Origin of the sequence: Zhongshania sp. (genome assembly GCF_041584495.1) — a bacterium.
Taxonomy (GTDB): domain Bacteria; phylum Pseudomonadota; class Gammaproteobacteria; order Pseudomonadales; family Spongiibacteraceae; genus Spongiibacter.
The window spans coordinates 1-16,258 of sequence record NZ_JBFHDY010000080.1 but is presented as its reverse complement, the minus strand read 5'-3'; the positions used below and the strand labels follow the sequence as shown (position 1 = coordinate 16,258).

General features: G+C 46.5%; 15 protein-coding genes. All 15 read right to left on the bottom strand.

The features are described from left to right. The coding region (locus ABYP33_RS12885) for an efflux RND transporter permease subunit (RefSeq protein ID WP_373091420.1) at nucleotides 1–3,096 on the bottom strand (3,096 nt) is incomplete at its 3' end. Between the two features lie 103 nt (nucleotides 3,097–3,199). Then, nucleotides 3,200–4,252, bottom strand: coding sequence for an efflux RND transporter periplasmic adaptor subunit (locus tag ABYP33_RS12880; RefSeq protein WP_373091418.1), 1,053 nt, complete (start codon nucleotides 4,250–4,252; stop codon nucleotides 3,200–3,202). Between the two features lie 639 nt (nucleotides 4,253–4,891). Next, on the bottom strand, nucleotides 4,892–5,986 hold the full coding sequence (locus ABYP33_RS12875; RefSeq protein WP_373091417.1) for an acyl-CoA dehydrogenase family protein: 1,095 nt from the start codon (nucleotides 5,984–5,986) through the stop codon (nucleotides 4,892–4,894). 19 nt (nucleotides 5,987–6,005) lie between these two features. Next, complete coding sequence (locus ABYP33_RS12870) at nucleotides 6,006–7,202, bottom strand: acyl-CoA dehydrogenase family protein (RefSeq protein ID WP_373091416.1); 1,197 nt, start codon at nucleotides 7,200–7,202, stop codon at nucleotides 6,006–6,008. After that, entirely contained in the window at nucleotides 7,203–7,955 is a 753-nt protein-coding gene (locus ABYP33_RS12865; RefSeq protein WP_373091415.1) for a 2-oxo acid dehydrogenase subunit E2, read from the bottom strand. It lies immediately after the preceding gene. Next, nucleotides 7,952–8,182: a biotin/lipoyl-containing protein gene (locus tag ABYP33_RS12860; RefSeq protein WP_373091414.1), complete on the bottom strand. Its 231-nt coding sequence runs from the start codon at nucleotides 8,180–8,182 to the stop codon at nucleotides 7,952–7,954. The genes ABYP33_RS12865 and ABYP33_RS12860 overlap by 4 nt, the downstream gene beginning before the upstream one ends. Continuing rightward, on the bottom strand, nucleotides 8,179–9,180 hold the full coding sequence (locus tag ABYP33_RS12855; RefSeq protein WP_373091413.1) for an alpha-ketoacid dehydrogenase subunit beta: 1,002 nt from the start codon (nucleotides 9,178–9,180) through the stop codon (nucleotides 8,179–8,181). Before ABYP33_RS12855 ends, ABYP33_RS12860 begins: the two co-directional genes overlap by 4 nt. Before the next feature lie 17 nt (nucleotides 9,181–9,197). Further along, a complete protein-coding gene (locus ABYP33_RS12850; RefSeq protein WP_373091411.1) occupies nucleotides 9,198–10,160 on the bottom strand; it encodes a thiamine pyrophosphate-dependent dehydrogenase E1 component subunit alpha in 963 nt (320 codons plus the stop codon). A 44-nt stretch (nucleotides 10,161–10,204) separates the two neighbouring features. Next, nucleotides 10,205–10,519: an SCP2 sterol-binding domain-containing protein gene (locus ABYP33_RS12845; RefSeq protein ID WP_373091410.1), complete on the bottom strand. Its 315-nt coding sequence runs from the start codon at nucleotides 10,517–10,519 to the stop codon at nucleotides 10,205–10,207. A gap of 2 nt (nucleotides 10,520–10,521) precedes the next feature. Beyond that, a complete protein-coding gene (locus ABYP33_RS12840) occupies nucleotides 10,522–10,719 on the bottom strand; it encodes a ferredoxin (protein ID WP_373091421.1) in 198 nt (65 codons plus the stop codon). 8 nt (nucleotides 10,720–10,727) lie between these two features. Next, the gene (locus ABYP33_RS12835) at nucleotides 10,728–12,395 is read right to left on the bottom strand and encodes an AMP-binding protein (protein WP_373091409.1); all 1,668 of its coding nucleotides are present in this window, start codon (nucleotides 12,393–12,395) and stop codon (nucleotides 10,728–10,730) included. After that, nucleotides 12,392–13,153, bottom strand: a complete 762-nt coding sequence (locus tag ABYP33_RS12830) for an SDR family NAD(P)-dependent oxidoreductase (protein ID WP_373091408.1) — start codon at nucleotides 13,151–13,153, stop codon at nucleotides 12,392–12,394. The genes ABYP33_RS12835 and ABYP33_RS12830 overlap by 4 nt, the downstream gene beginning before the upstream one ends. Before the next feature lie 12 nt (nucleotides 13,154–13,165). Further along, the gene (locus ABYP33_RS12825; protein WP_373091407.1) at nucleotides 13,166–14,581 is read right to left on the bottom strand and encodes an FAD-dependent oxidoreductase; all 1,416 of its coding nucleotides are present in this window, start codon (nucleotides 14,579–14,581) and stop codon (nucleotides 13,166–13,168) included. A 21-nt stretch (nucleotides 14,582–14,602) separates the two neighbouring features. Beyond that, entirely contained in the window at nucleotides 14,603–15,856 is a 1,254-nt protein-coding gene (locus tag ABYP33_RS12820; protein ID WP_373091406.1) for a cytochrome P450, read from the bottom strand. A 44-nt stretch (nucleotides 15,857–15,900) separates the two neighbouring features. Next, a partial coding sequence (locus ABYP33_RS12815) for a hypothetical protein (protein WP_373091405.1) occupies nucleotides 15,901–16,258 on the bottom strand: 358 nt, incomplete at its 5' end.

Here is a 16,258-nt window from a genome sequence, read left to right as displayed (position 1 = left end):
CGATGCCGCAGTAAGAACGATCGGCCTGAGTCGAGCTACAGTACAGTCGATCAACGCTGACTTCAGCTCTTCCCCGTTCCGCAAAGACTGGAACACAAAATCGAAAATTAAAAGCGAATTTCTCACCACGACACCGGCGAGTGCGATAACACCCACCATCGACGTCGACGTAAAGAGTTCTGAAAACGCCCAATGGGCAGGGAAAACACCAATTAAAGCAAAAGGAATCGCCAACATTGCTATCAAAGGTATCGCAAACGACTTGTAGTAATAAACCAACAATACATACACCATTAAAAGCGAAATAAGCAGTGCTAGCGCCATTTCTCCAAAGGCTTGCATAACTTGGTCATAGGAGCCTTCCCACACGATTACAGCTTTAGCGGAGCCCTGTTTATCTGCAGAGACGACGATGTTATCGTCGTTGACGAGGAAGTTTGCACCTATCCCCTTTTCTTTCACTTGATTACTGATATCCAAAACGCCATACAACGGCACCGACTCACCCATTTCTCCCGTTACGTATGCGACCGGCGACCCGTTCTTATGCAAGATTGGGTGACTCAATATCGTCTTTTCTAACGTCAGCAGTTCCGAGAGAGGCACCTCGACACCACCCGCCCCCCTAACTTTGATGTTTTCTAGCGGGACCAATGTATCAACATACGAAAAGGGAAATTTGAGTAATATGTGCCTTTCTTGTCGAGCACCACCATTCATGATTCTGCCAAGATTGGCACCATTAATCGCCAGGTTCAGCACCGAGTACAACTCAGCGCGACTTACGCCATAGCGCCGTAGCGCTCGCTCATCAACCTTATAGGTATACTGATAAATATCTTCAAACACGCTATCAGAGACCTCGATAACACCCCAGGTGTTCTTAAACACATCGCCAAGACCCAGAGCGATTTCCCGTAACTCCTCGCTATTATCACCGTACACCTCGGCTAACAGCCCAGCGCGTGCTGGAGGCCCAGGGGGATCCTCTACCACCCTAATAAGTACACCGGAAAATTTAGCTTCTATTTCCGAAACCATCTCTCTCAGCTCGCGGGCAACATCCATTGACGTATAAGACCGCGTACTTTTATTCCGCAAATTAACCCGTATTTCGGCGATATTCTGCCCTTCACGAGAACTGGTGCCCCGCAGAATGCCATTGAAGTCTTCAACACCCGACTCCCCAAGCCAAATCTGAAAATTCGTTACCGAATCCTTTCCCGCCAACTCCGTTGCAACCTCTTGCGCCACTTGCTGTGAATACATTAGTGTCCGGTTTGGTGGTATTTCAATTACTATATTCAGAGTATTGGTATCGATCTGTGGCATAGAGTGCAACAACACACCTAATGGTGGTGGCTCACCGCCTACACCACTGGGCCGAAGGAACTGCCACGCGGGCATTACCATTACAGCCAACAACAAAAAGACCGATAAATATAATGACGTGCGTCGGACACTCACGTTATCAAGCAACGACATCAGCATGCGCTTATATACCGCGTTGATACTATCCAAGTATCTTTCAATTGGCGCCGAGTGTTTAGAAAAATCCAAAAAATTAAACGACAGCCAGGGTACAACGCTATACGCGATAAAAAGCGATGCCAGCATTGCAATAGGTACCACCACGGAAACTGGATAAAAGAACTCTCCCGGCATATCCGTGATCACAAGCGTGGAAATAAACACAATCACGATGGCGACTGTCGCAATATTCGTAGGATTACCCACTTCTGCCGCGGCACCAATCACAATATTTTTTTTATTTCCCTGTTCAGCGTTACTCCCCCCGGCACTGTATATATTCTCCAAAACGACAATCGCATCGTCGACTAGCATCCCCAATGCAATAATCAACCCTAGCAGCGACACCCTGTTAAGGGTTAAGCCCATCACACTAAGCGTAGCAATGGTTAATCCAAGTACCAGCGGTACGGTAAAGCCGACAACGCATGCAGCCTTAAACCCGAGGAACATATAGGTAATTAGAAAAACTACTGCAATCGCGATTGCAAGATGGTGAAACAACTCATTAGATGTACCCCTCGCCACCGAGCCGTCATCTCGGGTCACTTCAGCGAATATCTTATCTGCGTCATGCTCTGCAACAAACTTCGCCAGCCGTGCTCTCACCTTATCCGAAACCGTAACTGAGTTCGCGTGCCGTTTTTTCGCAATGGCAATAGTAACGGCTGGCATCACCTCAGGGGCCAGCTCCCGCTTTTCAGGCTCGCCCTTTCCAAAGCCAAACAATGAAATCGTTTCTCGCCACTTCTCGGGCATACCACTGACTCTGGCGATATCGCGCAATATAAGCTCGCCCTTATCAACTGATGCTCTCACTGCAACAGACTCAACGTCCGCAACAGACGTCAGCCCATCACCAAAAACATACATGTGACTGGCGTCACCCACCGACTCAGGACCCAAAGGCACCGTGACACTGGCATCCCTCACAGCCGCGACGACCTCCTTAAGTCCGACTTTAGATGCTAGCAATTTAGCTGGATCAACCTCGACAACGACATCACCATTAAGCCCGCCTTTAATATACGCAGAGGAGACATCTTCTATCACCAGAAGATCATCCAAAAGCGCCTCCGCCAATATTTTTAACTGGTCCTCCCCCACCGCCTTCGACGACATAGTGATTGTCATAATAGGGACGTCAGCAATATTAATGCTATTAATAATTGGCTTAGAGGCACCGATGGGCAATAGCCGTGAGATTTTCTCAAAGCGATCATGGAGCCTGACTAAGGCTTCCTCCTGGTCTTCACCAACTTCGAAAAAAATCGCAAACTCAGCCCTAGAGTGTGACGCCGTCGAGTAATAATCTGATACACCGGAAATCAGTTTCACCGATTTCTCGATTGGTCTGACCACCAGCTGTTCGATTTCTTCCGCTGTCGCCCCAGGATAATCAACGACGATTGTTGCCCCCGGCACCACGATTTGTGGATTATCTTCCTTGGGCGTAGAATCGATCGCTATCGCCCCAACGGCAAAAATACAGAGAATAACGACTGGCGTCAGCTTTGAGTCAGTGAACAAACTAGCAATTAAATACGCAATCCCAAACTTGGCCACGAATACACCTTAATACGTTTAAACACGTTATAGTTATACTTTATGATCTCATAACGAATGAGCAGTGTTGAAAATTCCTCCGCACCCGCCAGGAACTGTTCGCTCAAAATATAATTTCGTCTCCGGCACTTAACCCCGAAATGACTTCTACCATCTCGCCATACTCGTCACCCGAGTCTATCCACCTGAACTTAACGCCGGACTTTTCACTTTCCACAAAAACCCCATACATGCCCGCGTGAAAAACAATCGCCTGTTTAGGGATCAGATATCCTCCTTGGCGCTCCTCCCGAAACCTCAATAACGCTTCGCCATGCATACCACTCATTCCACCAGTGATATTCGTCGTGGTTCTTAGCTTAATTTCGACAGACTGGTGCGTCGTATTAATTTCATCAGAGACAAACTCAACATCTGCCAAATAGGGAACGCCCGCAATAACGACTTCAACCGCCCCATCAAGAACTACCTCAGCAATAAACGACGCTGGCACCCACCCCTTCAGCACCAAGTCATCAATCTTGGTTAATACCATGAGCCCCTCACCGTATTGGGATAATTGACCGACTTTGGCGTCTATCGACCGAACCAGCCCATCGTATGGCGCCTGAATAAGGCTGTAAGAATTCGACTGCTTCGAGGACTTATAATGCTTTTCTGCTGTTTTTAACTCGGCCAGCGATATTTCATGATCCAACTCTGCCGCCTCGTACGCTTCTTTAGAGACCAATTTATTTCGGAATAAATTAGCTATTCGTTTGAAGCTCGCTTTAGATTTCCTGTATTTACCTTTTGCCACAACAAGATTCTTGTACGCCACACTCAAACTATCGTTGAGCACTGGGTCGTCTATCAAGATCAGCTCGTCACCTTTGGCGACCCGGTCCCCTTCCTGAACGTAAATTTCACTGACAAAACCCGTGAGCTTAGATCTCACGGAAATCGCTGAATCTGATTCAGCTATCAGCGGCACCGACAGGCGTTTACGATGCCTTTCTCCAACGACGAAACAGGATTTACTGTGATTACTAGTCTCTTCAATCGAATCGTAATATTTCGATGAATCACAGTCGAATGAATAGACGAACTCACTGCCTAAGAGGAGATAACCCAGCATAAACGCTGCGGCAAAAAATCCTGAATGACTATACTTCATACATACCCCAAAGGCAGAACGCACTTTCCAATAAGCCTGATACTGTCATGTAATTATGTTGTTCCTTACTTTTTACTATACCCTGCTCGGCGATAATAATAATGCAAATAAGCATCGAGGAGGCACGAGCGAACATAATTGCCCGACACCACCATCAGGTGACAACGGAATAATACGACATTATAAAAACAAATTTCCCACAGACTTGCATCTCTATGAGATGAAAATATTATTAATCTAAATTAACTGTACATGTGCTAGAAATTTTCGTGATGCCGCGGCTAGGCAGAGAATAAAGAGACGACCCATGCCACCAGAGCCGAGTGAGACCTCGACGCCAGCGCCACCAAAGTAATGAATTCAAGAATGCGTTGACGAGACGGCTGACGCTCTCCGCCCGCCGCCGTTAGAGAATTTACGTCTCTAATGAAGGCAAGCCCAGAGCGCCAACACTCACCCTCCGAAAGCTGCCTAGTTATATTCAGCTGTGCGTAGGTAAATCGACCTAGCAGGCCGATTATAAATTATCATTGCAACACTGTCGGCCAGTGACCCGCCACCTTCGCTCAGGGCAGATAGCTCTATGGCCGAATTAACTTCGACGTTCACCTTTCTAATTACTTGACACCGCTAGTTAGTTCAGGCCGCTTCGCGGTTAATTCGATCCATATCCACATGAGGCCCACCGAAGTAATTATCGATCACCACTAACCGCTTTAAATAATGGCCGAGCATCAATTCATCTGTGGTGGCTATGCCGCCATGACACTGCATTGCTGAATGCCGAACATACTTAGATTCTTTGTTGATTTTATGCTTAAGCAGCATGATCTCACGCTCGTACGCAAGGTAATCAGCATCGGTGGAAATTTCTGACGCAATCCCTTTCAACATTTCATGAGAGGTCGTGTGCGCAACAAACATATTCGCCATCATGTGCTGAAGGACTTGAAAATTAGAGATTGGCTGGCCAAACTGCTTTCTTGTTTTCGTGTACTCCACCGTTTGGCGAAGCAGCGACTCCATCGCACCCACAGCTTCTGCGCAGAGTGCAATGCTCGTTTTAAGACACGCTATTTTCACAATGTCGGAAACAGCACTTCCTTCCGCAAGAATTTCACAGCTGTCTCTACGTAAATCATTGATCGTCACCTTTCCAACGAGCGATCCATCGACACCGACGCGACGTTCCACAGAAATACTAGGGCTTTGTCTATCAACCAACAACAGCATGTCTTCGCCTTTATTCGAGGCAACCACAAGCATTTTATCGGCAACAGGCGCCCACGGAACAGCGCCATAATCACAAGCAGGATCGTCCAAAGTATCGAGATTTAAAGCGATGGGGCCGCTATCAGAATAACGATCAGAGCTACCTAAAACACAGAGTGTTATATTTCCCGCTATCAGCTCGCCTAATACCGCACTACCCTTCTCCCCAATGCAGGAAAGAATAGTCCCCGCAGTAATCTGACTCTCCAAATACGGTGTCACGACCCGATGCTTACCAAACTTTTCAAACAGTTCAGCAATGTCAATTGCTGCCCCTCCGAAACCGCCTACTTCTTCAGAAAACAAAAAAGCCGACCATCCTAAATCGCAGGTTTCTTTATACATCTTCATTACGCTTTCGCTAGAGGCGCTTCCATCCAAGCGAAAATCGTAATAATTATAACTATTGGTAAGATACTTATTTACACTCGCGAATAGCAAATCACGCTCTTCTGAATTCATTACTTAGCTCTCAATTATCTTACAACATTAAAATTTTCTTAGCGATGATGTTACGCTGTATTTGGGCCGTTCCCCCATATATGGTCGACGCTCTATTGTTGATGTAAGAATTAAATGCTGCTGCGTCTTTGTCACACGCCGAGCTTTCACCAACATAGTAAGGGTCCACTTCATGCTCCATCACGACTAATGCGTCTCGGCCTCTAAGGGAAAGCGAAATTTCATCTAACTTTTGACCCAACTCAGTGCCTATTAATTTTGTGAGCGAACTGAGGGCGCCGATCCGACTATCTCCCTCTGAAGACTTCGCGATGCCCCGCTCTAAATAAGTCAGCGACAACACGTCCGCCTCGATATCTAAAAGTTCGTTCTCGCATCTTTCCGAAACAATGTTGCTAACCAAGGAAGATTCACTGTATTCCTTTATCAGTTCAAGTTTACGCCGCAAACTGACATAGTAACTCGCGCCACCACGCTCATGCTCTAGTAAAGACAGCGCAACCTTCCATCCGTCGTTTTCTTCGCCGACAATGTTCTGCACTGGCACCTTCGCATCAGTAAAGAATACTTCGCATTGCTCAACAGTCCCATCTAAAGACACAATTGGTCGTACCTCGACCCCAGGAGTGTCTAAATCAATGAGTAAGAAGCTGATGCTATTCTTCGGGCTTTTTTCCTTCCCCGTCCTCACGAGACAGAAAATCTTATTCGAATGCTGAGCTAAACTTGTCCAAATTTTGGACCCGTTTACGACATAAAAATCGCCCTGTCGCTCGGCCTTCGTCGACAATGACCCCAAATCCGAACCCGCCGATGGCTCTGAATACCCCTGGCACCAAAAATCTTCACCGCTTAAAATTTTAGGAAGCAGCTCTGATTTTTGAGCATTAGTCCCATAGTTCATGATAATAGGGCCCAACATCTGAATACCCATTGATGTCAGCTGGGGAGCATCGAAGGAAGCACACACTTCTCTGAAAATAAGAATTCGCTCCGGATCCCAACCGCACCCACCAAACTCACTTGGCCATGAGGGTGCAGCCATACCATTGCTGTGCAATAGTTTCTGCCACTCCATCATTGCCCGGAAATCGCAGAAAATACTTGTTGCCAGTCGGCTAGCTTGCTGCAGTGACGAGGATAGATTGCTAGACACAAAGCTCTCAATTTCCGCTCGAAACGTATTAAGATCACAAGTACTTAGATCAATTTTCATCTATTCGCTTTCCCCACGCCCTAGTAGCTGCTTTAGATTATGCTCAAGTCTCTTACAGAAACGGGCGGCATCAGCGCCATTGATAATCCGATGGTCATACGACAGTGAAACAGGCAAACATTTCTCCCAACCTAGCGTGTCATCGGGTAGTCGTACCGGCCGATCAAAAACCGAAGACGCGCCTAGAATCGCGACTTGCGGAGCGTTAATTATCGGCGTGAAGCCGACACCGCCAATACTGCCTAGCGAACTAATGGTAAACGTACCGCCTTGCATTTTTTCAAACGGCAGCTTCTTTTCCTTCGCCAAGTTAGCCATGGTAGATATATCTCCCGATATATCTACCATGCTTTTCGTATCGCAGTGCTCCACGACGGGAACGAATAAGCCGTGCTCTGTATCAACCGCCACACCAATGTTGACGAAATCTTTAAGTAAAAGCTCACTTCCCTTCGCATCGGTTGAGGCATTGAAGCTTGGAAATTCTTTCAGCGTCAACGCGGAGGCTTTCACGATTGACGCCAAAAATGACACACCACTTAGACTCCCTTCCTTTTTTGCATCAAAGAAGCTATCTACGACAATGTGTTCATCGTGTGTAACGTGAGGAATCGCCAACCAGTTCCTATGGAGATTTTTTCCAACTACGCTCTGGATCCGAGTTAGCTTCACTAACTCGGTAGAACCGTATTGCTCATTATCCTCTAACGGCCAATCAGCAGAGTTTCCTATATTTTCTAACAAGAAACTCATGCCACAACACCGACCACTTCGCCCACCTTATATTCCTCACCCTCGGTCCCAATAATTTTTAATGTCCCAGATGCCGGGGAAAAGATCTCTTGAACCGACTTATCAGTCTCCAAATCGTAGAGTGGATCACCTTCATTTACCTGCGCACCATCCTCAGCGTGCCATTTTACTAGCGTCCCATCACTCGAAGCGAATCCAACTTTAGGTATAATAATATCAACACTCATTTATCGCTCCCCGCGTAATTCATACAACTTAGTACGGCATTCTCTATATCTGAAAGTGCATAGGTAAATTCACTCTCGAGATTTTTTGCAAAAGGAACCGGCGTATCCTTACTAGCCACTCGTGCAACAGGCGCTTTTAAGTATTTAAACGCTCGTTCCTGAATTGTCGCCGAAACCTCAGCACCCACACCAAAAGATTTAACCGCTTCATGGGCAATCAGCGCCCGCCCTGTTTTTTCAACAGATTTGAGTATCGTATCATAATCGATAGGCGACACGGTACGCAGATCAATCACCTCGCATGAAATCCCTTTCTCTTCGAAGCTCGATGCGACCATCGAAAGCTCCATCATAGAGCGGCTATATCCGATTAAGGTGATATCACTACCTTCCCGAACAATATTTGCCTTACCTATAGGGATTAACTCTCCATCTTCAGCGGCCTCACCCTCATTCCAATAGGATGCCGAATGTTCGATGTAGATAACCGGGTCAGGATCATTGATGGCACTCAATAGCAAACCATATGCGTCTTTAGCGTTAGACGGCATGACAACTTTAAGGCCAGGGGTATGGCAAAACCACGCTTCCAGAAAATCTGAATGCTGACCACCAGTCTGGAAACCTGAACCAGTCATGGTCCTAATAACCATAGGAACATTAGTCTGGCCGCCAGACATATATCTGATTTTCGCGGCATGATTTGTAATCTGGTCCATACACACCGCAGTAAAATTCATCAGCATGATTTCCACTACCGGCTTCATGCCAGCAATGGCTGCGCCAACGCCAGCACCAGTAAATGCCATCTCCGAAATTGGAGTAGACAGAACACGGTCAGCCCCGTATTTTGAAGACAAGCCGTGGGTAACTTTTAAAACACCGCCGCCCTCTTCGTCAGCGATGTCTTCACCCATTAAAAACACATCTTTATCGTTCTCAAGTGCATACGACAAAGCTCTATTAACTGCAGAAATAATATTTTCATTCTTAGGCACAGTATTCTCTCCCCGTTTTATGCAAAAACATCCTTAAGGACGTCGCTCGCGTTAACCAATGGACTATCGTAGGCAAACTTGACAGCTTCTTCTAATTCGAGGGCGATCGCCTCGTCCAGCTCATTAAGAGCTTCAGCTGTCGCTACGCTAGCTTCCTCAAGGAATGCACGAAACTTAGGATAAGGGTCGTTTTCTTTCGCCGTTTTATACTCTTCTTCAGGGATGTATCCACCCGCATCGCCCATAGTATGACCGTTAAAACGGAACGTCATCGCTTCTATAAGAGTCGGCCCGTCGCCAGCTCGAGCTCGCTCAATCGCCGTTTTCGCTGCAGCATAAACACTTTGCGGATCATTACCGTCAACTTGTACACCTGGCATATTATACGATGAAGCTCGACTTGCCACTGAATCACAAGCAGTACCTTTGGCGAAATTAGTGTGCTCGGCATACCGGTTATTCTGGCAGACGAATATAACCGGCAATTTCCACACCGAGGCTAAATTCAGCGATTCGTGAAATGCGCCAATATTTGAGGCGCCATCACCAAAATTGGTCACGGTTACACGCTGATCTCCCCTCATTTTAGAAGAAAGCGCCAAACCCGTTGCTATCGGCAAGCCAGCACCCACGATACCAGTGGTCAACATACAACCTGTCGCAGGATGCGTAATGTGCATCGGCCCGCCCTTACCTTTACAAGCGCCGGTCTCTCGCCCGGCAAGCTCTGCCCAAATCAACTTGGCGGGAACGCCTTTGGCCAACATATCGTGAATACCTCGATATATTGTGACCAGATAGTCTTCTGAATTAAGGAGTACAGAAATAGATGCAGGAATGCACTCCTGCCCACGAGCCGAATAGTAAGGCATCGTGATACGACCGGCGTTCATTTCTGCAATAAATCGCTCATCGTTCATTTTTATACGAGTCATTTTCTCGTATATTGATAACAAAATACTATTATCTAACTTCCCCATTTGACTCTCCAAATCTGCTTAGCGAATTTTTTAATCATCTAAATTTACAGTTTTTCTAAGTCAAACAATTTAGATAATTTCTGGGCTAGGGCCATATTCCCTTTAAATTTCAGCTTACCAGTCATAACCGCAGTCATACCAGCCACTTTGCCGCTCAACAATGTGAGCAGGAAATCATCTTTCATCGTCAATGTGAGCGTTGGCGTCTCTGGTTCACCTTCTTCTACGACAGCCTCGCCATTCTTGATAATAAGTGCCATAGGACGAGACATATTGAAAAATATGACGCAATCTAGGTCTTTTTGTGATTCTCCCCGAAAAACACTGGGAAGCTTATAAATAATATCGATATCTGCCATGTTCATGCTCTCTCTATTGTTATTACGTTTTGTGGACAAACGGATGCTGCTAATTCTACTTTTTCACGATAGGTCTCTGGAATCTCTGTCATCAATAGTTTAACCACCCCTATATCATCACTTCCAAAAACTTCTGGGCATTCGGTCATGCAAGATTGATAAGAACAACACAACTCTTTATCTAGCTTTACGACTACCATCACTCACCTCATTTTTTCCAGGTAATATTCCGTAAAATATCTTTTCTAATCTTACCTGACGCGGTTCTTTCGAAACTGTCTACTATGATCATATTTTCCAGCTGCTTCTGCTTCGCCAAGCCCTTTTCTCGGAGGTACTGATTCACCTCTTCCAGAATTAGCGCTGCATCACTAGCCGGTATAATAAATGCACAAACGCCTTCACCAAGTCGTTCATTTGGCTGACTTACAACGGCAGCTTCCCTGATGTTCTCATGTTCGTGCAGAACATCTTCGACTTCTTTGGCGCTAATATTTTCACCACCTCGAATAATGATATCTTTCATACGATCTGTAATGACAATGTCATTATTCGATGAAACATGACCGATATCACCTGTATGAAAATACCCCGACGCGTCAAACGCTTTTTCCGTTTGTTCTAGGCTAGTATACCCAAGTAACATACCTGAGCCTTTAACCAAGAACTCCCCATCACGCTCGCCAGCAGTGACATCGTCACCGTTCTCATCGATCACTTTCACATCATAATTGTAAATACAACCATCTGTGGTCGCGGCACGTTCGAGTTGTGAGCGAGCCGTTAGGCCTTGCGACACCAACGGCACCTCGGTACTACCGTAAACACGAAAAGCTTGGCAATTTTCGAGGACATCCGAAACAGAACGTATGAGTTCTGGCGGTACAGACGCTCCGCCACATGCAAAGGATTTTAAGCTTGGCAGAGTTTCTTTTCTCGAACGACACTCATCAAGAATTTCAACAAGAAATGGCGTAGCACCAACGGTAAATGTCGCCCCTGTTTTAAGAATAAAGTCTACAGCGTCCGCCTTATTCCATTTATCCTGAATAACCGTCTTATGTAACGATGTACGGACAATCATTTCACACGCTGAATAACCCGTAATGTGCGTCAACGGTGACGGCATGTAGTAAACATCAGATTCATCGACCTCTCTGAAATTCACAACATTGTCAACAACTGTCGCCATCGTACGGTGACTATGTAAAACACCTTTAGGGGTACCCGTAGTACCGGACGTGTACATCAGAAGCTTGACATGATCAGCATCCGGCGATTCAGGAATCGAAAACTCGCTACTCTGATCTACCCCTTGCACTAACAGTTCATAGGATTTAAATATCCCATCTAACTTAGACCTATCCTCAGAGCGGAGTACAACTACATGTTCAAGGCTCTCGATTTTAGGCGCGAGCTCTTTAACCATGTCGACGTAGCCCATAGAGCGGTATTCATCCGGAATAAAGAGTAATTTTGTCCCCGCATCTGCGAGAATAAAACTTAGCTCCTTTCCCCTATAGATGGGAATAATCGGATTAAAAACCAGCCCTAAAGTACAGCAGGCTAAATTTATATAGGCAAATTCTTCCCAATTAGGCAATTGCGCACTTACCACATCGCCCTTTTTGAGCCCGAGCCCCTGGAGCATAAGAACAACTTTTTTCGTTCTTTCCTGCAAATCTCGGTAAGTCACCTCAGGACCGTTGTGAAAAACCATCGCAACGTCATCTAGGCATTCTTCGCTCATCGACCACAAATAATGCGATGTTACGTGACAGGTTTCCTTTTCACTACCTACCTCCCCTTGAACACCTTTTCTAGAGGCGTGGCTCTCCGCCCAGGCGCAAGGATCACTGCCTGCTACGCCACTCATACTAGGGTCGCTCCCCCGTCCACACACATTTCAGCGCCGGTGATCCACTTAGATGCGTCAGATGCCAAGAAGAGAATCATATTAGAAATGTCTTCTGGCTCACCAACAGTGGCCAGTGGCACGTTTGCAGTAATGAGTTTAATTGCCTCTTCTTCGTCACCGAATGTCTTAATAAACTCGTCTAACATGCGTGTCCGAACGCCACCGGGATGCACCGAGTTACAGCGGATTTTAAATTGCGCGCCATGCAGGGCAATTGACTTGGTTAGAAGCCTAACGCCGCCCTTTGACGCACTGTATGCTGCTAAATTAGCGTCTGATTTAATACCCATCAGAGAAGACAAGTTAATTATAGACGCGCTTGACGACTTTTTAAGGAGTGGAAGCAGAGTATTACAACCAAGAAAAACACTGTCTAAATTAACGCTGATAACCTTGCGCCACAATTCAAAATCAGTACTTTCTATACTACCCGCTGGACTAATGCCTGCATTATTTACCAAAATATCTAAGTGACCACAAGCACCCGCAATGGTGTCATGCAACGCAGACCAACTCTCAGGAATCGTAACGTCCAACTTTACTGTAATCGCTTTGTCTGCACCGTATGTCTCTGCAACACCACCGAAGTCTCCGTCTTCAATATCAGCTAGATATACCTTCGCACCTTTAGCGAGAAGTTCTTTGGCAACGGTCAACCCGATGCCTTGTGCTGCGCCAGTGACTACAGCTACTTTACCTGCTAGATCGTCTATCATTTCAACCCCCTCTTAATTATTGTCGCTTCGGCACGCAGAAACCGCCTGCTCACCAGCAATACGCCCAAACACGACAGCATTACATATCGAGTTTCCGCCGCCGATATAGCGCTCACCAAGCACACTTCCAGTCACTTCCCCGGCGGCATACAAACCTTTAATAACATCACCGTATTTGTCCACCACCTCTGCGTTCTCATTCATGCGCAGCCCTGCCGACGTCAAACACACGATAGCAGGCTTGATCTCGCAGGCATAAAATGGCGGCCTAGCCACTTTGCGCATCAGTTCTGGCGTCTTATTAAATTGTGCGTCAGCACCCGCCTCGACACTTGCATTGTATTCGCTAATGGTGTTTTCCAACGCGCGAGGTACGACGCCGACTTTTTCGGCAAGCTCAGCAATCGTATCGGCTTTCACCACTTTCCCCGTTGTCAACTGCTCTTCGATACGATCATCGCTCCAGTTGAACGTCAAGAAGCCCGAGTCGTAGTAGGCCGCAAACTGAGGATCAGGCTTGCCATTCTTCTTGGAGTCTTCGTCAAAAATCGCAAATGCCGAGCCACCAAGTTGAGACGAAATGACACCCGACATAACGGCATACTCAATGTTCTCGCACACAAAACGGCGTCCTTCCCGGTTCACTAACGCGAGCCAGCTCGGCAACATAACATCAAGGTTTCGATAAAAACCAGGCGTTGGCAATAGAAGGCCTCGGTTATAACCATCTAGGTCCGCACCGACATCGAGCCCCATTTCCAAGCCGTCACCGACACATGTATTGGCGCTAATACACCAAGCCCAATCCCCTTGCGATGCCGCCTCTGGGTAATACTTGTTTAGCAAGTATTTGTTATGCCCGAAGCCTCCAGTGGCAATTATCACGGCTCGTGATGTCACAATGTTATCATCGTCAAGCTGGATACCATTGACCACACCATCAACCACATGGAGCTGTTTAACTCTTGACTGCAGAGCGATGTCGACACCTAGGTTTCGCGCCTTGACCTCAAGTGCCATGGTAATACCCGCACCGGCCATCGCTGGCGAATGCCCTCTCGGCACTGACTCAATACCGGACTTGTATAGCCCTTCCGGTTTAAATTCAACACCACTTTCTACCAACCACTCAAAAGCATCCGCAGAAGCATTACACAACTTCCGTACATTTTGGGCATTAACACGGTGCTGATTTAACGTCATGTAATATTCATACATGTCGTCAGCAGTGTCGTTTTCAATACCCGCCTGTTTTTGCAAGCTTGTTCCCGCCGCGTAGAAAACGCCACCTGATAAGGCTGTTGAACCGCCTACCGAGGTACCTGCCTCGAGAATAGCGACGCTAGCACCTAGCTCTGCGGCCGCGCAGGCAGCAGAGAGGCCAGCCCCTCCGCCGCCAATAACGATAACCTCATAATCATGTTCCATGCTGCCACCCTCTTTTGATTATTACTTATCGGCTTTCCTGCGAACAAAGCTCACATCTAACTTTTTAATGCCACGGAGTATCAAGCTAGGGTGATATTCCACTGGCTGGTCCTGCGGCGCCATTTCGATGTGGGATAGCTGTTTAGCCAAGAAGCTGAAAGTATATTCCAGTTCCTTTCTCGCCAGCTGCGATCCGATGCAGGAATGGATGCCTGACCCAAACGCCAAATGACGACGGATACCCTTCCTACCGAGATCCATATTCTCAGAATCTGGGAATATCTTTTCGTCACGATTGGCGGATGCATACCGCAGGTTGAGCATAGAGCCCTCAGGAATTTTTACACCACCCAATTCCGTATCTTGGGTCGCCATACGGAACAAACCCTGTACTGGAGATTCAAGGCGCAACACTTCTTCAGCAAATTTTTCGGCCTTGGAGTCGTCCTCGTAGATTTCATTCAGCAGTGCCGGGTTGCGACACAGAAGCAACACGCCAGACGCTATCGTGTTGGTGGTCGTTTCATTTCCGGCAACCAGAAGCTGCAACAAGATAGACAGTAACTCTCGGTAGTCGAGGGGCTCTTCGCCTTCCACTCTCGCCTGTACCAAATCATTAAGCATATCGTCATAAACGCCCTCTTTTGCGTCTTGACGTTCCTTAATGCGATCTGCGAAATAGTGCTGAAACTCGACCATCAACTTGGTCACTTCAATGTGACGCTCGGGCGTAATAAGTCCACCTAATGGCTCAACAGCGGCGTCAGACCACTCTTTGAATTTACCCATATCGTCACGGCTTACGCCTAACTGGTCGGCAATAATTTTCATTGGAATGGGAATGGCGAATTCTGTTACCACTTCCATATGATTTTTATCACCAATATCTGCGAACGTATCAGAAATAATCTTCTGGATATACGGTTCCATGCCACTAACACGCTGAACCGTAAAGGCGCGATTCACATAATTCCTATAACGCGTGTGCGACGGAGGATCATTGGTCACAAGCGTGTCCACTTGGTCACCGTAACCGCCCTCTTCAAGAATACGATCAACTTCCTCAGAGTTCTCAATAACCCGAAAGCCCATCTTGCTAGAGAAAACCATCGGATCTCTCAGTGCTGCCATACAGTCATCGTACTTGCTGACAATATAAAATCCCGTTTCTGGCATTTCATACACAGGGCATTCTGACCTCATCGCCTTGTAAAAATCGAAAGGGCACTTTTGAACGTCTTCATCGATCAAACTATAATCATCTGGATTTAACACTTAAAACCTCCTGAATGACGAAATATTTTTATAAATATTGATTTTTAAAATGGAATAACCACACCCAAAGAGTAATTCATATCCCGATAAAAATGGGGTGAATTTATATCGTTACGCTGAGCATTAAGGCGTTCCTCTCGAGTCCCATAAATATAAGTTGCATCAAACCTGACACCAAATTCAAAATCCTTTACCACCACTTTATGAAGATACCCGCCACCCAATTTAAATTGAGTAACTAGATAATCATCATCATCGCTTGCCGTAGGAAAGTCTGAATACTCAGATATCCCAAAGCCCAATTTAGCAAATAAGCCAGGAACACTATCAAATGGAAACTTTAAAACATGCATTGAAATACCATTGATTTTTGCATCGCTGCCATCGCTATTCCCGTCCTGT